The organism is Pseudodesulfovibrio sp. lm2024, assembly GCF_051175575.1.
Lineage (GTDB): Bacteria > Desulfobacterota > Desulfovibrionia > Desulfovibrionales > Desulfovibrionaceae > Pseudodesulfovibrio > Pseudodesulfovibrio caledoniensis.
Map to the genome: position 1 here is coordinate 4,018,656 of NZ_CP195092.1, position 18,755 is coordinate 4,037,410.

An 18,755-nucleotide genomic window follows, 5' to 3' on the forward strand; every position below is an offset into this window, starting at 1 on the left:
GTTTCCCTACCGGGCTAGACCCTTTCCATAGAATACCCTGCGATTTCGTACGGGAAAAACGGCGGACGCTACCGCGTGAAGACGCACGTCCTTTCACCCGTTTTTCCCGCCCGAAATCGCACTCCGGCACGGCAAAAGGCGTCCCCACCAACCTTCCGCCGTACGCCTCCGAGCGCAGCGAGGCGATGGGGGTCCAGGGGGCCTTGCTCCCTGGCGGGTCCAGGGCAGCGCCCTGGTCTCCCCGAAGGGGCCGCCGGAGGCATCCCCTGACACGCCAAATCGCTAGGCGCTCTTCAGTGCGGGCAGGGTGAAGATGAACTTGCTGCCTTGTCCGGGCTTGCTTTCTGCCCAGATATGGCCGCCGTGTTCATGGATGATGTGTTTGCAGATGGTCAGGCCGAGGCCGGTTCCGGCCGGGCGGTTGGACAGGTGCTCGCCGGCCTGGGTGAACTCGTCGAAGATGGCTTCGAGCAGTTCGGACTGGATGCCGATGCCGGTGTCGGCCACGCTGATGCGCACGGTGTCGTCCACGGTACGGGCGGTGCAGGTGATGGCGCCCCGGGAGGTGAACTTCACGGCATTGGAGAAGAGGTTGACCATGACTTGCATGAGCCGGTCCATGTCCCCCTTGACCTTGGGCAGGTGGGATTCGATGTTCAGCTTCAGTTCCAGGCCGTTGTCGTCGAACAGGGAGGAGGTGACTTCCACGGTCTTGTTGATGAACTCCTCGGGATGGAGGGGCTCCATGACGTATTCGACGCGGTTGGCCTCCATCTTTGCCAGGTCGAGGACGTCGTTGATGAGCGTGGTCAGCCGCTGGCCTTCGCCGGCGATGATCTCGAGGTTCTTGCGGACCACCTCCATCTCCTTTCTCAGCGCCTCGTCCGCGATGCGGTCCAGGGCCGGGAAGATGGAGCTGATGAGCTTCTTGCGTGTGACCTTGGCGAAGCCGAGCACGGCGGTCAGCGGGGTGCGCAGTTCGTGGGACACGGTGGACAGGAACTCGGACTTGGCCCGGTTGGCCTGGTCCAGCTCCTTGGTCCGTTCGCGGACCCGGATCTCCAGCTGGTCGTGGCTGCGCTTGAGGGCGCGCTCCGTGCGTTTGCGTTCGCTGATGTCGCGGGCCACGATGATCGCCTGGCGCTGGTCCTGGAAGGAGACCAGGCTCAGGGTCAGGTCCACCGGGACGGGCGGCTGGCCCTGGCAGTCGGGGCAGGAGAACTCGGTCTCCAGCCGCACGGTCTTGGTCTCGTTATGGAAGAGGTTGTGGGCGTGGCGGCGGATGTGCGGGGGCAGGATTTCCTTGAAGCTCATGCCCCGGAGCTGTTCCGGGCCGCAGCCGAGCAGGGCGTCGGCCGCGCCCGAGATGTCCAGGATGACGCCGCTGTCCGCGTCGACCACGAAGATGGCGTCGTTGACCCTGTCGAGCAGGGCGCGGAAATGCTCGAGTTCATCCAGCCGGCTCTTGAGTTCCGGATAGTAACTCTTGCTGATGGAACGCTTGCCCAGCCCGATGAGCTTTTCGCGCTCGGTGGTCTGGGCCGGTTCGGGATCAGCAGCTGGCTTTGAATATCTGGATGAGTTCATCTGCCGTCGGTTGTTTGGGGTTGGTCAGCATGCAGGCGTCGGCCAGGGCGTTTTGCGCCAGCAGGGGCAGGTTCTCGTCGGTCATGCCCAGTTCACACAGGGTGTGGGTCACGCCCACGCTTTGTTTCAGATCGCGGATCGCCTCCAGGGTGCGGTCCCTGGCCTCCTCGAGAGAGGCCTCCTCCGGTATGTCCGCGCCCAGGATGTTGCCCAGGCGGCGGTATTTCTCGGGTTCCGCGTCGAAATTGTAGGCGATGACGTGATCCAGGAGGATGGCGTTGCACAGGCCATGGGGCAGGTCGAGGAGACCGCCCAGGCTGTGGGCCATGGCGTGGACCGCACCCAGGATGGCGTTGGAGAAGGCCAGGCCCGCGTAGGTGGAGGCGAGCATCATGCCGGTGCGCGCTTCCAGGTCGTCGGACCGCTCGACCGCGTTGCGCAGATGGATGCGGACGAGGCGCATGGCCTCCATGGCGTTGAGGTCGGTGATGGCCGAGGAGGCGTTGGAGGCGAACGCCTCGATCGCGTGGGTCAGGGCGTCCAGGCCGGTGTGCGCGGTGAGCTCCGGGCCCATGGTCAAGGTCAGACGGGGGTCGATGAGGGCCACGTCCGGGACCATGGTCTTGGACACGATGGCGATTTTGACCTTCCGGTCGGTGTCGTTGATGATGCAGAACTGGGAGACGTCCGCGGCGGTCCCGGCGGTGGTGGGAATGCAGATGAGCGGCGGGCCGGGGCGCTCCACGTTGTCCACGCCCTCGAATTCGAGGACGTGCCGGTCGTTGGTGCAGACGATGCCGATTGCCTTGGCGCAGTCCATGGGCGAGCCGCCGCCCACGGCCACGATGGAATCGCACCCCTCGCGCCGGTAGATCTCGGCCCCGGCCATGACCTCCTCGTGGCGCGGATTGGGCGTCACGTCCGAAAACACGGTGCAGGCCACGCCCTCGCGGGCAAGGGAGTCGACGACCTGGCTGGTGCAGCCGATGGCCTCCAGGGCCTGGCAGGAGACGACCAGGGCCTTTTTGGTGGAGAGATTGGCTGCGTATTGCCCGGCCAGCATGGCCGCGCCCGGACCGAAGACGAACTCCGGGGCCACAAATTTCCGCAACTCGGTAAACTCCCGACCGGGCATGGCTCTCCTCCTCTTACGAAAATCGGCGCACGGACAAGGACAAGGTTTGAACGGACATTTCCCACTTCTACTCAGGAGGATATGTCCCTGCAAAGTCTTAGTCCATGATTTTCATTAGGCTGCCTATCTCCTCGCGAAGGCGTGAGAAAGCGGTGTTTTCATCGCCTCCTTCCGTGCAGGCCGAGGCCAGGGTGGCGGCGGCCAGGGCGGCCGCGTTGGCCCCTATGGCCGTGCACACGGACCGGACGGTGCCCGCCAGTTCTCCGGCCTTGGCCGTGTCGCCCGCTCCGGTGGCCTGTTCCAGCTCCTCGGTCAGCAGCGCGAGTTCGGTCTTGGCCGTGACCAGGAAGTCGGCGAAGATGGCCTCGTCCACACCCAGGTGCTCCATGGCCGATTCCGGGGTCCAGGACGGCAGGGCGTCCATGGGTTCGGCCTCGGCCTCGACCGTGCCCGCGTCCGGGGGCTGCGGCGGAGCGGGCGCGGCACCGATGAGCCGGTTGATGATCACGGCCAGCTCGTTGAAGTCCACGGGCTTGGCCACGTAGTCGTCCATGCCCGCGTCCAGGCTCTTGTCGCGGAACTCCTTGAGGGCGTGGGCCGTGACCCCGATGATCGGGATGTCCGGGTCCGCTATGGGCCCGCCCGGCACGGCGGAACGGATGGCCTTGGTGGTGGAGATGCCGTCCAGCACCGGCATTTCGATGTCCATGAGGATGAGGTCGAAGGGCTCGCGCTTGAGCAGATCCAGGACCTCGAGCCCGGTCTTGGCCACGGCGTAGGTGTAGCCCAGGTCCTCGAGCTTGAGGGTGGTGACCATGATGTTGACGTCGTTGTCCTCGGCCACGAGCACCCGCACGGGCCGGGTCGGGGCCTCGGGCCGCCGATGGACGTCGTCCTCGTCGGGCATGGGGCAGGAGAAGCCGGGTTCGAACCAGACGGTGAAGGAAAAGATGCTGCCTTTGCCCACGGTGGAGTCCACCCGGATGTCGCCGCCCATGAGCGAAATGAGCTGCTTGCAGATGGCCAGTCCCAGGCCGGTGCCCCCGAAGGCGCGGGTGGATTGCGAGAAGCTCTGGAAGATGGAGTCCAGGAACTCGCGCGGAATGCCGATGCCGGTGTCCTCCACGGCAAAGGCCACGCCCACGGGCCGGGTCTCGTCCGGTGCCGGGCCCGCGGCGGCCCGCACACGGATGGTGATGGACCCGCGATGGGTGAACTTGACCGCGTTGCCCGCCAGGTTGACCAGCACCTGCCGCAGGGAAAGCGGGTCGCCCTTGACGCAGTGGGGGACGGACTCGTCTATTTGCAGATCCATGTCCAGCCCCTTCTGACGGGCCTGGAGCTCGAGCCCCTTGATGGTCGTGCGCACGTGGAACGGCAGGTCGAAATCCACGTGGTCCAGCTCCAGCTTGCGCGCCTCGATTTTGGACAGGTCGAGGATGTCGTTGATGATGGACAGGAGGTGCTGGGCCGAGTCCTGGACGGTCTTGAGGTAGTCGCGCTGGTCCTCGGTCAGGTCGGTCTGCAGGGTGATCTCGGTCATGCCCACGATGGCGTTCATGGGCGTGCGGATCTCGTGGCTCATGGCGGCCAGGAATTCGGATTTGGCCCGGTTGGCGGCCTCGGCGTCCTCGCGGGTGCGCAGCAGGTCCTCCTGGGCCTTGCGGTTCTCGGTGACGTCGTCCCAGGCCCAGATGACGCCCTTGGACAGGTCGAAGCGGTCCACGGTCTTGGCGTACATGCGGCACCAGACCGTGGAGCCGTTCTTGCTCCTGAAGGCCTGCTCGGTGTTGAACTCCCCGCGCTCGGTCAGGGCGGACTTGGCCGCCAGGACGAAGTCGTCCTCGGTCTGGTAGTGGCCGAGCAGCAGGTTCAGGGTGTTGTTCTGTATCTCGTCCGTGGAGTAGCCGAATATCTCCGCGCCCCGCCGGTTGATGGTCACGATCTTGCGGTGCACGGACATGGCGATGCCCATCAGTGAGTTCTCCAGGATGGCCTCGAACTTGACCAGGTTCTGGCGGATGGCGTTCTCCGACTCCTTGCGCTCGGAGATGTCCCGGATGTTGGCCAGGATGGCCTCCTCGCCCCGGTAGATGATCCGGGTCAGGTGGACCTCCACCTCGAACTCCTTATGGTCCCGGTAGCGCCGGACGCGCCACTCCAGATGACGGGGCTTGCCGCCCAAAACTTCGCGCATGATGGAGGCCATGGAGTGCAGGGGATTTTCCTTGCTCGACAGGTCGCGGGACAGGGACACGCCGGACGGGTCCATGCCCTCCAGGCCGAACATCTCGATCATGCGCTGATTCACTTCCAGGATGCGGCCGTTGCCGTCGTGGATGATAATGGCGTCATAGGAAAAATCGAAGATGGTCCGCAGGACCTCCTCGGACTGGCGCAGCTCGCTGGTCCGCTCCTTGACCCGCTCCTCCAGGGTCCGGTGGGCGGTGCGCAGCTCCTTTTCGGCCCGCCGCCTGCGGGTGATGTTCAGGACCAGGGCCAGGATGATCAGTGTCTGCAGGACGCCGAACCCGGCCACGCCCAGGAGCACGCCGGAGTGCTCGCGGTAAAAGGAGTTGGGGCGGTTGCTGATCACGCTGTCCGGCGGGAGCTTGGCCGGGTCGAGGTCGAACCGCTTGAGCTGAATGTAGTCGAACTCCGGGGCAAAGGAGCTGCCCTGCAGGACCGGTATTTCGCCGGGGGGGCGGCCGGACATGACGTGCAGGGCGATCTGGGCCATGGCCTGTCCCTGGTCGTGGCCGTTGGAGAGCATGCCGCCCACGATGCCGTGGCCCATGTCCCCCTTGAGGATACCGAAGACCGGCACCCGGGCGCGGGCGGATATGGCCTCGGCCACTTCGCTCTTGTCGTAGAACCGCCCGCTCATGTCCCGGTTGAACACGCTGAGAAGGATCACGGCGTTGGACGGCAGCCCCTCCACGTGCTGGAGGATGGCCGTCAGGTCCGAATTGCCGGAAAAGACCACGGTGACGTTCCGGTCCAGGCCGCGCAGCTGCTCCTCGATGGACCTGCGCACGGCCACGCCGGTCCATGAATAGTCGTTGACCACGTAGATGGTCCGGGTGCCGGGTTTGAGCCTGAGGGCGCAGTCGATGGTCTGCCGGGCGTCCAGGACCTCGGCCACGCCCGTGAACAGGGGGTAGTTCTCGAGTTGGTCGGACCTGAAGAAGTTCACCCCGCCGAAGACCACCGGGATGTCCGGAAAGAGCTCGTCGTGGTGACGGCGCAGAAAGTCGTAGGCCGCATTGTCCGTGGCCAGGATCAGGTCCAGGGGCAGCCCCTTGTACTTGTGGGCGTAGACGTTCAGGAGCTGCTGCTCGTAGTGGGCGTTGAACTCCACCCGCTTGGTGTCCATGTACTCCACGTGCAGGGTGATGCCCGTCTCGTGGGGCCTGAGCACGTCCATGAGCCCCCGGCAGACGGCGTCGGTCCACCGGAACCCCTGATGGTAGGAGTTGAGCAGGAGGATCTGCTTGCGGTCCGAGGCCCGGCCCGCGGCGGGCGCGAGCAGGACCGCCAGCGCCAGGACGGCGAGCAGGAAGGGGCCCGGGGCCCAGGAAGAACGAACCGGCGGCTGCATGACGACTCCTGCGCAGGGGAGAACCGTCCGTTCTCTAACAAATACGCGGGAATTAATAAAGTCCCTGCACACTTGGAACCGCTATGCCCGGCGCGGCGGGCAGCCGCAGCCCCCGGGCATAGTCTCCAGCAGCCGGATGCCCTCCGGGGTGTCGATGCGCGCGGCCATGCGCGGCGCCTCCAAAGGCGGCAGGGGATGCACCTTGACCAGGTCCACCGGGCCCACGGCGTCCAGAATGCCTCCCAACCACTCGGGGTATGGGTGATAGATGTCCAGGCCGAGCAGCCGGCACCCCAGGTCGGGCATGGCCAGGGCCGGGTGGGACTCGGTCTGCCACTGGATGGCGTAGGGCAGCATGCCCCCGGCCAGCAGCCGCCCGTCCGAGGGCAGGGCGAACCGCCAGTTCAGTTCGCCCCGGCTGACCGGCGTGGCCGTGCCGAAGGACAGAGGGGCCGCGTCCAGAAAGGCCGCGATGTCGTCGGTGTTGGCCACCCAGGCCAGGAAGGCGGGAGACCGGTCCAGCCGCTCGCGCACGGACGGGTCGTCCAGGCCGAACCAGCGCGGCTTGGCCGGAACCGGTCCGTCCGGGTTGATGGCGATGATCTCCAGGAACATCTCCTCGCCGATGCGCATGACGTGGTTGCGGGTGCCCATGGTCTCGTGCACCCCGCCGCGCGGCACGCGCACGCCGAGACGCTTCTCGGCCCAGTCCACGCCCCGCTCCATGTCCGTGGCCGCAATGACGATATGGTCCAATCTGGTTCGCATGTCCTTGCCCCCTTGTATTACAGAATAGTTGCCGAAACGCTGCCGCTTTCGTCGGACAGTCCGATCTCCATCCGCCCCGCCTCCACGGCCGTGCCGCCCACCTGCACCTTGTGCGGGCCGCCGTCGTCGCGGGTCACGGTGACCTCGATGACCCCTTCGCTCCCCATGGCCACGCCCTGGCGGCCCAGGTAGCGGAAGACCGGCCGGTCGGGCAGCACGCCGTATTGCGAGAGATACGCCCCGCACGGCCCGTTGCCGTTGCCCGTGACCGGGTCCTCGTCGATGCCCACGGCCGGGGCGAACATCCGCCCGCTGGTCAGGCACGGGTCCTGGCCGCCGTTCAGGACGAAGACGAAATAGCCGTTGCAGCCGATCTCCCGGCTGAGCGCCCTGAGCGCGGCCATGTCGGGCCTGAGCCCGTCCAGGACGGCCACGGACCGGATGGGGACCATGACCTTGGAATGGCCGGTGGAGACCTCCTGCACGGGCAGCCCGTCCGCCAGGTCGCTCGGCTCGAGACCGAGCCCGGCCAGGATGGCCTCACGCGCCGACGCACCATAGGGCGGGGTAAAGGCCACCGCGCCCTGGGTCATGGTCACCTTGAGCCGCCCGTCCACGGTCTCCACGTCGATGGGCAGCACGCCCGCGCCGGTCATGATGCGTACCCGGCCATGGGCCATGCTCAGGGCCCGGGCGCGCACGAAGTGCGACCCGATGGTGGCGTGGCCGCAGGTCGGCACCTCCACCTCGGGCGTGAAATAGCGTTGCACCAGATCATAGTCCGCCCCCTTGGGCGCGGGGGACAGGAAGGCGGTTTCGGACACGCCGACCATGGCGGCCACGGCCTGCATGGCCGCGTCGGACAGCCCCGCCGCGTCCAGGACCACGCCCGCCCGGTTGCCCTTGCCGGGCTCGGTGGTGAAGGCGTCCGCCAGAAAGACGGTGATTGTTCGAGTCATGACGGGAAGATAGTCCTTTCGGGCCTGGACCACAACCCGGCGTGTCCGGATGCAAGGACAAAGGGGAAGTTGCCTGCGCGGAGATTTCGCCTCGGACGGAAGGAGTTCGTCCCCCCTTGCGCCCCATTTGACACCTGCGGACGCCGGGCGTTTGGGAGGGGATCGGACCGTCGGGATTTATTTTATCGCGCTTTTCTCCCCTTTTTTGACTTAAATCATACTCCGGTTCTGCCGCATGCCCTAGGTTGGAACGCATCGAACGCAATCCACCAGAACAAAGGAGCGAAACCATGTTTTGTTATCAGTGTGAACAGGCCGCCAAGGGCGGTTGCACCAAAATCGGCGTGTGCGGCAAGACCGATTCCACCGCCACCCTCCAGGACCTTCTTCTCTACCTGACCAAGGGCCTCGCCCAGGTGGCCGTTGCCGCCCGCGAACAAGGCATCGAGGATAACGAAGTGAACCGCTTCACCTCCGAGGCGGTCTTCTCCACCCTGACCAACGTGAATTTCGACGACGCCCGGTTCGTCACCCTGATCAACAAGTGCGTGGCCCTGCGCGACGGGCTCAAGGCCAAGGTGTCGGGCGTGGAATTCGACGGCCCGGCCGTGCTCGCGCCCGCCCTCGACATCCCCGGCATGGTGGCCCAGGGCAAGGCGGTCGGCGTGGAGTCCGACCCCGAGCCGAACCCGGACATCAAGTCCCTCAAGCACACCCTGACCTACGGCCTCAAGGGCGTGGCCGCTTACATGGACCACGCCGCCATCCTGGGCCGCGAGGACGACGAACTGTACGCCAAGTTCCAGGGGCTGCTGGCCGCCACACTGGCCACCGGCCTGACCCTGGAGCAGGCCGTGGAGGCCGGACTCGAGTGCGGACGCATCAACATCCGGGCCATGGAACTGCTGGACGACGCCAATACCTCGGCCTACGGCCATCCGGTGCCCACCCAGGTCAAGCTCGGCCCCACCGCGGGCAAGGCCATCCTGGTCTCGGGCCACGACCTCAAGGACCTCGAGACCCTGCTCAAGCAGACCGAGGGCAAGGGCATCAACGTCTACACCCACGGCGAGATGCTCCCCTGCCACGGCTATCCGGAACTGCACAAGTACCCGCATCTGGCCGGTCACTACGGCACGGCCTGGCAGAACCAGAAAAAGGAATTCGCCGAGTTCCCGGGGGCCATCCTGATGACCACCAACTGCATCCAGGACCCCAAGAAATACATCGAGAACATCTTCACCACCGGCCTGGTGGGCTGGCCCGGCGCGGTCCATGTGGGCAATGACGATTTCACCCCCGTCATCGAGCGAGCCCTTGCCATGCCAGGCTTTGAAGCGGATATCGATAAGGGATCGGTAATGACGGGTTTTGCCCGCAACGCGGTCATGTCCGTGGCCGGAACGGTCATCGACGCGGTCAAGTCCGGGGCCATCCGCCACTTCTTCCTGGTGGGTGGTTGCGACGGCGCCAAGCCCGGCCGCAACTACTACACCGAGTTCGTGGAGCAGGCCCCGGCCGACACGGTCATCCTGACGCTGGCCTGCGGCAAGTTCCGCTTCTTCGACAAGCAGCTCGGCGACATCGGCGGCATCCCGCGCCTGCTCGACGTGGGCCAGTGCAACGACGCCTATTCCGCGGTCCAGATCGCCCTGGCCCTGGCCAAGGCCTTCGACTGCGGGGTCAACGACCTGCCGCTCTCCCTGGTCCTGTCCTGGTACGAGCAGAAGGCCGTGGCCATCCTCCTGTCCCTGCTCGCGCTCGGCATCAAGAACATCAAGCTCGGACCGACCCTGCCGTCCTTCATCACCCCCAATGTCCTCAACCTCCTGGTCGAGAACTACAACATCGCCCCCATCACCACCCCCGAGGCCGACCTGGCCGAAATCCTGGGTTAAACGACAGGCGGCCCGCCGGTGCATACCGGCGGGCCGCCTGACTTCCAGGAAACTCCGACATTGCGGCGCGTGCCGCCTACCGTTCGGAAAGCGCCAATTCGATCCCCAATGCGATCAGGACCGACCCCAGCAACCGGTCCAGCCAGACGCGCAGGGACCGGCTCTGCCGCAACCGCCTGCCCAACCGGTCGCCGACCAGGATCAGCGGCGGCTCCACAAAAGCGGCCACGACGATGATCAGCAGCCCGTGGAACATGGATTGCGCCCACACCGGCCCGCTGCCCGGGACCACGAACTGCGGCAGAAAGGCCAGGAAAAAGGTCGCCACCTTGGGATTGAACAGGTCGATGAGAACGCCCTGGCGAAACACCGAGGCGGCGTCCCGAGGCTTGCCGTCCCCGACCGGCCGCAGCATATCCCCTTTCGAACGCAGGGCCTGGAGGCCGAGCCAGCCCAGATAGACCACCCCGATCCATTTGACCACGGCAAAGGCCGTGGCCGAGGTGGCCACAATGGCGCTCAGCCCCAGCACGGCCAGCAGGACGTGCGCGCATGCGCCGGTCCAGATGCCGAGCATGGCCGCAACGCCCGATCGCTTACCGCCCTGGACGGTATGGCCGAGTATGAAGGCCATGTCCGGCCCGGGAGAAATGTTCAGCAACAGGGCGGCCGCCAGAAACGTGGTCCAATGAGTCATTGTATAGTCGAACATGCGTCACACCGTTACTCTTCCGGCCGGATATGGACCAATACTTATTTGATCATGACCGCCCGTCGCGCGCCTGGCGTCCGCATCGGGGCTGTGCTAGCCTGTCCTGGCCCGCTCCTTTTATGAGGGCGGCGCAACGACAACAGACAGGAGCGAACGACGATGAAGGTTATCAAGTATACGGACGTGGACCCCATGGAGCTGAAGGTGGCCGGGCCGGGCGTGACCGGACGGGTGGTCATCGGCAAGGCGGACGACGACGTCAATTTCTGCATGCGGGTCATCGAACTCGAACCCGGCGCGCAGATTCCGCCTCACTCCCACCCGTGGGAGCACCAGCAGTTCTACCACGCGGGCACCGGCTACGTGGTCAGGAACGGCGAAAAGCTGCCCCTCGGCCCGGGCAGCGTGGTCTACGTGGCCCCGGACGAGGAGCACCACGTGGTCAACACCGGCGACGAGACCATGGTCCTGGTCTGCCTCATCCCCAAAGGCATCCCGGAAATCTAGGCCCTGCCGCAACCGAAGACAGGGGACGGAAAACCAGCGCATGGACTTCCGTCCCTCTTTTCTTGCCCGGCCGCATGAACCGGACGGGATTGAATATTTGATTTTCCCTTGGGAATAGAGGATATATAATGGAGTACCAACCCGGAGGGGCCGACATGGACATTGAACGCTTGGAGGGCCGCGATGACGCGGTCCTGACGATCCTCAAGATCACGGACGAGGTCAACCAGCTCAAGGACGTGGACACGATCCTGGACAAGATCCTCCACGAATCCAGGCGGTTTTCCGGCGCGGACGCCGGGTCCATCTTCCTGGTGGACAACAACCGCCTGATCTTCAGCTACGTCCAGAACGACACCCTGTTCAAGACCGAGGCCGCCAACGCCGCCCTGTACCAGAACTTCGGCATCCCCATCAGCGAGCAGTCCATCGTGGGCTACGTGGCCAAGACCCGCAAAAGCCTGTCCATCGACGACGCCTACGAACTGGACCCCACCCTTCCCTTTTCCTTCAACAAATCCTTTGACGAAAAGTCCGGCTTCCGAACCACCAGCATGCTGACCATCCCGCTCATCGCCCAGGAGAGCCGGCTGGTCGGGGTCATGCAGCTGATCAACGCCAAGAACGAGTCCGGCGCGGTGGTCCCCTTCTCCGACGAGGCCAAGACCTACATCCCGCTGTTCTGCAACAACGCCTCTGTGGCCATCGAGCGCGGCATCATGAACCGCGAGCTCATCCTGCGCATGATGCAGATGGCCGAGCTGCGCGACCCGGCCGAGACCGGGGCGCACGTCCAGCGGGTGGGCGCGTACTGCGCGGAAATCTATGGAACCTGGGCCGCCCGCCGGGGCTACTCCGCCAAGGAGATCAAGAGCACCCGCGACAACCTGCGCCTGGCCGCCATGCTCCACGACGTGGGCAAGGTCGGCATCTCCGACTCCATCCTCAAGAAGCCCGCCAAGCTGACCGACGAGGAATACGACATCATGAAGTGGCACACGGTCTACGGGGCCCGGCTCTTCAAGAACCAGACCTCGGAGCTGGACCGCATGTCCATGGAGATCGCCCTGTACCACCACGAAAAATGGGCCGGCAGGGGGTATCCCTCCATCCCCCTGGACCAGGTCTGGGTGCCGGAGCCGGAACTGGGCGTCACGCCCATGAACGGCGAGACCATTCCCCTGTCCGCGCGCATCTGCGCGGTGGCCGATGTGTATGACGCCCTGGCCTCCCCCCGGTCATACAAAGACCCCTTCCCGGATGGAAAGTGCCTGGGGATACTGGAAAAGGACGCGGGCACCCATTTCGACCCCGAGGTGGTGGAAATCTTCCTGGAGATATTCGACGTCATCAAGGCCATCCGCGACAGGTGGGTGGAAACCCCCGGAATGTAGCGTATGGCAAGATCCGAGATGAAGCTCTACGACTTTGTTGACCCGGTGGACGCCGAGTGCGTGCGCCGGGAGACCGAAGACCTCATGCGGGAGTTCTTCGCCGACTACGACGGCCGGGTCTTTCACAGCGCCTTTGCCGACGTGGAACGGCTCTTCGCGGGCCGCTACCCCGGCTATCGTGCGAGCAACACCAAATACCACAACTTCGAGCACACCTGCTCCGTGGTCCTGGCCTCGGCGCGCCTAATCTACGGGGCCATGAGCCGCAAAGAATCCTTTTCCGAGGCCGACTGCCTCAAAGGACTGCTGGCCTCCCTGTTCCACGACGTGGGACTCATCCAGGACGTGGACGACACCCAGGGCACCGGGGCCAAGCACACCGTGGGCCACGAAGAGCGCTCGATCCAGTTCATGCACTGCTACCTCGACGGGGTCATGGGCGAACAGGACATCGAGGACATCGCAGACTGCATCCGGTGCACCATCCTGGCCATGTCCCCGGCCAAGATCGCCTTCCGCACCGAAAACATGCGCAAGATGGGTTACTTCACCGGCACCGCCGACCTCCTGGCCCAGATCGCGGACCGCTACTACCTGGAGAAGCTCCTCCTGCTCTTCGAGGAGTTCCAGGAGGCCAAGCTGCCCGGCTACGGCAGCGCCCTGGACCTGGTGTTCAAGACCCGGTCCTTCTACAAGGACGTGGCCCGCAAACGGCTGGACGAGGAGTTCCGGGGCGCGGACCGCTACATGCTCGACTATTTCCGGTCGCACCGGCAGGTCGACAAGGACCTCTACCGGGAAGCCATCGACAACAACCTGGCCTACCTGGACAAGATTCTGGCCGAATGCGGCGACGACCTGGACGCGTTCACGGCCAGGCTCAGGCGCAGCCACGACCACGACCCCTTCTGCTGACGAATTGACGCCCCGGCCCCGGACCACACAGGAGACCCCCCGCATGCAGGACAAGACCGAACCGTTTGAATCCATGTTCATAGCGCGGCAACCGGTCTTCACGCCGGACGAATCCGTTTGGGGTTACGAGCTGCTCTTCCGCGCCGGGCGGGACAACGTGGCCGTCATCAGCGACGAGTCCCGGGCCACGGCCTCGGTTATCGCCGACGGCCTGACGCTGGCTACCGAAGGCATGGACCATACGGCCCGGATCCTCATCAACTTCCCGGAAAAGCTGCTCGTGGAGGACGCCGGTTTCGCCCTGCCCAGGGAACGGTGCGTAGTCGAAATCCTGGAAAACGTCCGGCCCTCCAAGGCGACCCTGGCCGCCGCCCGCCGCCTCAAGGACGCGGGCTACACCCTGGCCGTGGACGACTTCTTCGGCCAGGACGAACTGCGCCCCTTCGTGGAGCTGGCCGACATCGTCAAGATGGACATCCTGGCCCTGGACGCCGACCCCGAACGCATCAGGGAGGGAATGGCCGGGCTGCCCGACGGCGTGACCCTGCTGGCCGAAAAGGTCGAGGACGACGAGACCTTCAGGACACTGCGTGACATGGGCTTCTCCCTGTTCCAGGGGTTCTTCTTCAGCCGCCCGGAGATCATCCCCGGGCGCAAGCTGACCGCGGCCGAGACCACCAAGCTCCAGGTCCTCGGCGAACTGGCCAAGCCGGATTTCGAGGCCGCGCGCCTGGCCGCCATCCTGCGGTCCGACCCGAGCCTGACCTACCGCCTCTTCCGCTACATCAACTCCGTGGGGGTCGGCCTGGCCCACAAGATCACCTCGGCCAAAAGGGCCCTGGACATGATGGGCACGATCCAATCCAAGCAATGGCTGCGCAGCGCGGTCATCGCCGACCTCAACCCGTCGCCCAAGGCCGCCGAGCTGGCCTATATGGCCGTGCACCGGGCCAAGTTCCTGGAGTCCATATGCTCCAGCTCCAACCGGGCCGTGTGCGAACCCGACGCCCTGTTCATGACCGGCCTCTTCTCGCTGCTCGACGCCATGCTCGGCATGCGCATGCACGACATCCTCAAGTCCCTGCCCCTGGACGAGTCCGTGGTAGAGGCCCTGGACGGCAACGGCGACCTCTACGACTTCCTGCGGCTGGCCGCCAGCTACGAGCGCGGCCAGTGGGGCGAGACCACACAGCGCCTCAAGCGGCTCTCCCTGGACTCCTTTCAGGCCGAACTGCTGTACATCCAGTCCCGCAGCTGGGCCCAGAAGATGCTCGGCTACTCCAAGCCCGAATAGACCGCCCGTTTCGGCCCTTCGCCGCCCGGAGCGATTGGTTTAGACATTCTCAAGGAAATGTGTAGACTTCGAGGCGCGAGGGGAGAACCACAGCGCATGGAGTCAGGAAAGATGAAGGATCAGGCAAAGTTGCCCATCGGCATGTTCGATTCGGGCGTGGGCGGTTTGACCGTGCTCAAGGCGTTGCGCGAACGCATGCCGTGCGAGGACGTCATCTATCTCGGCGATACCGCGAGGCTGCCCTACGGCACCAAATCGCCCCAGACCGTCACCCGCTACGGCGTGCAGTGCGGCGGTGAACTGATCAAGCGCGGCGTCAAACTGCTCGTTGTGGCCTGCAACACCGCCTCGGCCGTGGCCCTTGACGCCCTGCGCCAGGCCAACCCCGGCGTGCCCGTCATCGGCGTGGTCGAACCCGGCGCGCGCGCCGCCTGCGAGGCCACCGTGAACCAGGCCGTGGCCGTCATCGCCACGGAATCGACCATCGCGGGCGGGGCCTACCAACGCGCCATCCACGCCCTCAAACCCCAGGCCCGGATCATCGGCCACCCCTGCCCGCTGTTCGTGGCCCTGGCCGAGGAAGGCTGGACCGACGGCCAGGTGCCCGAGGCCGTGGCCGCCCGCTACCTCGACCCCATCTTCAAGCCCGCGTCCGGCACCGGACACCCGGTCATCCCCGATACCCTCGTGCTCGGCTGCACCCACTTCCCGCTGCTCGCCCCCGCCATCCGCAACGTGGTGCCCGCTGGGACCACCATCGTGGACTCCGCCGCCACCACCGCCGAAACCGTGTACCGGGAACTCGACCGCCTGCATCTCGACCGCCCCGAAAACGGCTGCGGCTCCACCCGCTACCTGACCACCGACGACGTCCCCCGCTTCGCCCGCACCGGCTCCCGGTTCCTCGGCACCCCCATCGCCGAGACCGACGTGGAACTGGTGGATTTGTAAGGCATACGTAACGACGGACGGGACTGCGGCCGGGGAAGGCCTCCGGCGGCCCCTTCGGGGAGACCAGGGCGCTGCCCTGGACCCGCTTAAGGCCGAGGGCCTTAAGAATCCCTTGTTCGCTTCGCTCAGATGAGTGCGAACGCAGAAGGCCGCGACAGGACCCCTTCCGCCTTGCCGGTTGGCGATTTCGGGCAGAAAAAACGGATAGGACGGCGTGCTTCTTCTCCGAATAAAGCACGCCGTTTTCTCTGCCCGAAATCGCGGTTTTTTCTTTTGGCAAAGAAACTCGTCCGTTAAGAAATACGTCTTCGCCGTTTCTCGAAAACGCCGCAAAACCCATTCCCCGCGTTTCGACCACGCCCGCCAGCGGCGTTGGCTACCGTCCCGAAGGGTTCGCGCCGGGCGGCCCTCCGAGGCCCGTGGACGTCCGGCGCGAACCCTTCGGGACACCGCACAGCCGCGCACACTCCAGCCCCACGCGAAACGAGCCGCCATTCCGCGCCCGCACCTTCGCCGCAGGCGACACAAAAAGTTTGGGAGGGTCCAGGGAACCCTTTTCAAAGGGTTCCCTGGCGGGGCCTGGGGCAGAGCCCCAGCGGGGTCCGGGGCCGCGCCCCGGCCGCCGGAGGCCTTCCCCCCCGGCCTATTTGACGATCATGACGGAATTTCTAGCTTTCTCAGCCACTTCGTGGGACACGCTGAATCCTTTGGCGAACCAGGGTTTGAGGGATTCGGAGGCGAGGATGAGGGAGAAATCGTAGCCGATGGTGATGATGGTTTCCACGGGGTCGCCGACCTCGACGAGGATTTCGGCGGGGGTGGTGCCGAGTTCGCCGAGGATCTGGGCGGCTTCCTGGGCGGCTTTCCGGGCCGAGACGAGGTCGTCTTCGGTCGGCGCCACGGACAGGATGGACAGGGGGTATTGGCAGGACTGGAAGTAGCGGCTGACCATGGGGAGCATGGCCCGGGACTGGTCGGTATCCTGGACGCAGACGAGGTGGTTGCGTCCGGGTTCGAGGTGGCGGGCGACGATGACGGAGCAGTGCGCGTGGGCGGCGATCTTGAGGGCCAGGGGTTTGCGGGAGAAGAGTTTCTTGAGCCCGGTCATGGGTTCGGGGGACGCGCCGACGATGACCACGTCGGCCTGGAACCGCTCGGCCTCGTCGGACACGGCGGAGGTCACGTCCGAGGCGGTGCGCAGCCGCAGGGAGACGATGCCGCCGCAGGGGTTTTCGTAGTCGCGGATGTATTCGCCCGCGGGGTCGCCCTTGATTTCGCGGTGCTTCCATTCGCGGTGTTCGCCGGGCTCGATCTCGCCCAGTTCCACGAGGATGTCGCGGGCGGCCTTGAGCTGGCGCAGGCCGGGCAGTTCGAGCCCCCAGTCCAGGACGTTTTCACGGGCCACGCGGACTTCGAGGCCGCCGGAGTTGAGGCCGCTGTCCAGGGGCCGGACGTAGAGCAGGGCGATGTCGGCGCAGGTGGTCTTGGACAGGCGGACGGCGTAGCGCAGGCTGGCGTAGGCTTCGGGGCCGCCGCCGATGCAGATGAGGATTCGCAGGTTGGTCTTGTCGTCCGTGGTCATGGACAACTCCTTAGAGGCCGATGAGGGGCCAATACAGTTTGGATGCCGTCAGGAGCACGATAAAGGACATGAGGGCTATGCGCCAGCCCACTTTCATAAAATCAGAGGGGCGCAGATAGCCCGAGGAGTAGACGATGGTGGAGGCCGGTGTGCCGATGACCGTGAAGTAGGCGAACGCGCTGGAGATGGCGGTGACCATGCCCACGGCCAGGGGGTTGGTCTCGGTGGCCAGGGCGATGGTCAGGACGATGGGGCCGAGCACGGCCACGGCAGCGCCGTTACTCATGGTGTTGGTGATGAAGGTGGTCAGGAGCATGACCGCGGCCAGCAGGCCGAGGCCGGTGTTGAGTCCGAACGGGGCGAGCCCGTCCATGAACATGCCGGCCACCCAGGCGGCCGCGCCGGTGTCGCGCATCTGCACGCCCAGCGAGATGGCGGCGGCGTAGAGCAGGACCACGCCCCAGTTGACGCCGGAATTGAGATCCTGCCAGCGGACCAGGCCGGTGACCAGGAAGAGGACCGCGCCGAGGATGGCGATGGTGCCCATGCCGAACTTCGAGGAGAAGCCGACCCAGCCCGCCAGGGTCAGGAGGAAGAGGGAGATGGCCACGTAGTGGCGGCCGGTCAGCGCCCCCTCGCTGCCCACCTGTTCCTTGAGCTTGTCCACGGCCGGGCCGAGGTCGCACAGGTCGGTTTTGAAGGTGCGGCGCAGGATGAGGTGCATGAGCGGCAGCTGGATGAGGAAGATGGGGTAGGCGTAGATCATCCAGTGCAGGTAGGAGACCGAGTAGCCGTAGGTGGCCGGGTCGTCCGAAGCGTAGAAGAAGTCCCGCAGGTAGTCGATCATGATCGCATTGCGCGCGCCGCCCGACGGGGTGCCGATCCCGGCCATGGCGCAGGCGTAGGAGATGGAGAAGAGGAGGAGCACGGCCAGAGCGCGCTGCTGCTTGGGATCGTCCGTGGACAGCTGGATCAGGGACAGGGCCACGGGCAGCATCATGGCGGCCACGGTGTGCTCGCCGATGAACGAGGCGAGCAGGCCGGAGAAGACGGATATGCCGAAGGCGATGGCGTAGGTGGACGAGCCGGTGACCCTGATGATCAGCAGGGCGAGGCGCTTGTCGAGCTTCTGTTTGACCAGGGCCACGGCGAGCATGAGCGAGCCCATGATGAACAGGACCGAGTCCTTCATCAGGGACTTGGCCACCAGCGAGGAGTCCAGCCCGAGGAGGAAGACCTGGCCGAGGATGATGAGCAGGGCCACGGCGGGCAGGGGGATGGGCTCGGTGATGAACAGGATGGTCGCGCCCACGGTCATGACCAGCACGCGCCAGCCCTCCTGGGTGACGCCCTCGGGCGGAGGCAGGAGCAACATGGCGGCCTGGATGGCCAGGGTGAGGAAAAACCAGCGTTTTTCACGGAGAAAATGGATCACGATACGGGCACTATACA

The 18,755-nt window shown here is 65.4% G+C and carries 14 protein-coding genes; 6 read left to right on the forward strand and 8 right to left on the reverse strand.

Translation table 11 applies throughout. The features are described 5' to 3' along the window. Window positions 1-282: 282 nt before the first annotated feature. From ACR42D_RS18740 to ACR42D_RS18760, 5 genes are all read right to left on the reverse strand, one after another. On the reverse strand, window positions 283-1,587 hold the full coding sequence (locus ACR42D_RS18740; protein ID WP_484568308.1) for an ATP-binding protein: 1,305 nt from the start codon (window positions 1,585-1,587) through the stop codon (window positions 283-285). Next, window positions 1,553-2,722, reverse strand: coding sequence for an alcohol dehydrogenase-like regulatory protein ErcA (gene ercA, locus ACR42D_RS18745; RefSeq protein WP_484568309.1), 1,170 nt, complete (start codon window positions 2,720-2,722; stop codon window positions 1,553-1,555). Before ercA ends, ACR42D_RS18740 begins: the two co-directional genes overlap by 35 nt. A 97-nt stretch (window positions 2,723-2,819) precedes the next feature. Then, window positions 2,820-6,323, reverse strand: coding sequence for a PAS domain S-box protein (locus tag ACR42D_RS18750; RefSeq protein WP_484568310.1), 3,504 nt, complete (start codon window positions 6,321-6,323; stop codon window positions 2,820-2,822). An 81-nt stretch (window positions 6,324-6,404) separates the two neighbouring features. After that, window positions 6,405-7,091 (reverse strand): VOC family protein, encoded by a 687-nt coding sequence (locus ACR42D_RS18755; RefSeq protein WP_484568311.1) that lies wholly within the window; start codon window positions 7,089-7,091, stop codon window positions 6,405-6,407. 17 nt (window positions 7,092-7,108) lie between these two features. After that, window positions 7,109-8,050, reverse strand: a complete 942-nt coding sequence (locus ACR42D_RS18760) for a PhzF family phenazine biosynthesis isomerase (RefSeq protein WP_484568312.1) — start codon at window positions 8,048-8,050, stop codon at window positions 7,109-7,111. Between the two features lie 290 nt (window positions 8,051-8,340). Between ACR42D_RS18760 and hcp the strand changes: the two genes are divergently transcribed. Continuing rightward, complete coding sequence (hcp, locus tag ACR42D_RS18765; protein WP_484568313.1) at window positions 8,341-9,948, forward strand: hydroxylamine reductase; 1,608 nt, start codon at window positions 8,341-8,343, stop codon at window positions 9,946-9,948. A gap of 76 nt (window positions 9,949-10,024) precedes the next feature. On the opposite strand, the gene ACR42D_RS18770 is transcribed toward hcp, so the two are convergent. After that, window positions 10,025-10,660 carry a LysE family translocator gene (locus ACR42D_RS18770; RefSeq protein WP_484568314.1) on the reverse strand — a complete coding sequence of 212 codons (636 nt, stop codon included), beginning with the start codon at window positions 10,658-10,660 and terminating at the stop codon, window positions 10,025-10,027. A gap of 159 nt (window positions 10,661-10,819) precedes the next feature. On the opposite strand from ACR42D_RS18770, the gene ACR42D_RS18775 reads away from it, so the two are divergent. From ACR42D_RS18775 to murI, 5 genes are all read left to right on the forward strand, one after another. Further along, window positions 10,820-11,167 (forward strand): cupin domain-containing protein, encoded by a 348-nt coding sequence (locus ACR42D_RS18775; RefSeq protein WP_484568315.1) that lies wholly within the window; start codon window positions 10,820-10,822, stop codon window positions 11,165-11,167. Window positions 11,168-11,322: 155 nt separating this feature from the next. Then, window positions 11,323-12,561 (forward strand): HD domain-containing phosphohydrolase, encoded by a 1,239-nt coding sequence (locus ACR42D_RS18780; protein ID WP_484568316.1) that lies wholly within the window; start codon window positions 11,323-11,325, stop codon window positions 12,559-12,561. Between the two features lie 3 nt (window positions 12,562-12,564). Next, the gene (locus tag ACR42D_RS18785; RefSeq protein WP_484568317.1) at window positions 12,565-13,476 is read left to right on the forward strand and encodes a hypothetical protein; all 912 of its coding nucleotides are present in this window, start codon (window positions 12,565-12,567) and stop codon (window positions 13,474-13,476) included. Window positions 13,477-13,519: 43 nt separating this feature from the next. Further along, on the forward strand, window positions 13,520-14,770 hold the full coding sequence (locus tag ACR42D_RS18790) for an EAL and HDOD domain-containing protein (RefSeq protein WP_484568318.1): 1,251 nt from the start codon (window positions 13,520-13,522) through the stop codon (window positions 14,768-14,770). A gap of 111 nt (window positions 14,771-14,881) precedes the next feature. After that, window positions 14,882-15,721 (forward strand): glutamate racemase, encoded by an 840-nt coding sequence (gene murI, locus ACR42D_RS18795; protein ID WP_484568319.1) that lies wholly within the window; start codon window positions 14,882-14,884, stop codon window positions 15,719-15,721. Between the two features lie 643 nt (window positions 15,722-16,364). On the opposite strand, the gene ACR42D_RS18800 is transcribed toward murI, so the two are convergent. Together ACR42D_RS18800 and ACR42D_RS18805 are read right to left on the reverse strand one after the other, a co-directional pair. After that, the gene (locus tag ACR42D_RS18800; RefSeq protein ID WP_484568320.1) at window positions 16,365-17,303 is read right to left on the reverse strand and encodes a universal stress protein; all 939 of its coding nucleotides are present in this window, start codon (window positions 17,301-17,303) and stop codon (window positions 16,365-16,367) included. Window positions 17,304-17,313: 10 nt separating this feature from the next. Continuing rightward, window positions 17,314-18,738, reverse strand: coding sequence for an SLC13 family permease (locus ACR42D_RS18805; RefSeq protein WP_484568321.1), 1,425 nt, complete (start codon window positions 18,736-18,738; stop codon window positions 17,314-17,316). Window positions 18,739-18,755: the final 17 nt, after the last annotated feature.

What these genes read in the sequence shown, in the direction of transcription:
- ACR42D_RS18740 (WP_484568308.1), bottom strand. Translation starts at nt 1,587, where the DNA reads ATGAACTCATCCAGATATTCAAAGCCAGCTGCTGATCCCGAACCGGCC.
- ercA (WP_484568309.1), bottom strand. Translation starts at nt 2,722, where the DNA reads ATGCCCGGTCGGGAGTTTACCGAGTTGCGGAAATTTGTGGCCCCGGAG.
- ACR42D_RS18750 (WP_484568310.1), bottom strand. Translation starts at nt 6,323, where the DNA reads ATGCAGCCGCCGGTTCGTTCTTCCTGGGCCCCGGGCCCCTTCCTGCTC.
- ACR42D_RS18755 (WP_484568311.1), bottom strand. Translation starts at nt 7,091, where the DNA reads ATGCGAACCAGATTGGACCATATCGTCATTGCGGCCACGGACATGGAG.
- ACR42D_RS18760 (WP_484568312.1), bottom strand. Translation starts at nt 8,050, where the DNA reads ATGACTCGAACAATCACCGTCTTTCTGGCGGACGCCTTCACCACCGAG.
- hcp (WP_484568313.1), top strand. Translation starts at nt 8,341, where the DNA reads ATGTTTTGTTATCAGTGTGAACAGGCCGCCAAGGGCGGTTGCACCAAA.
- ACR42D_RS18770 (WP_484568314.1), bottom strand. Translation starts at nt 10,660, where the DNA reads ATGTTCGACTATACAATGACTCATTGGACCACGTTTCTGGCGGCCGCC.
- ACR42D_RS18775 (WP_484568315.1), top strand. Translation starts at nt 10,820, where the DNA reads ATGAAGGTTATCAAGTATACGGACGTGGACCCCATGGAGCTGAAGGTG.
- ACR42D_RS18780 (WP_484568316.1), top strand. Translation starts at nt 11,323, where the DNA reads ATGGACATTGAACGCTTGGAGGGCCGCGATGACGCGGTCCTGACGATC.
- ACR42D_RS18785 (WP_484568317.1), top strand. Translation starts at nt 12,565, where the DNA reads ATGGCAAGATCCGAGATGAAGCTCTACGACTTTGTTGACCCGGTGGAC.
- ACR42D_RS18790 (WP_484568318.1), top strand. Translation starts at nt 13,520, where the DNA reads ATGCAGGACAAGACCGAACCGTTTGAATCCATGTTCATAGCGCGGCAA.
- murI (WP_484568319.1), top strand. Translation starts at nt 14,882, where the DNA reads ATGAAGGATCAGGCAAAGTTGCCCATCGGCATGTTCGATTCGGGCGTG.
- ACR42D_RS18800 (WP_484568320.1), bottom strand. Translation starts at nt 17,303, where the DNA reads ATGACCACGGACGACAAGACCAACCTGCGAATCCTCATCTGCATCGGC.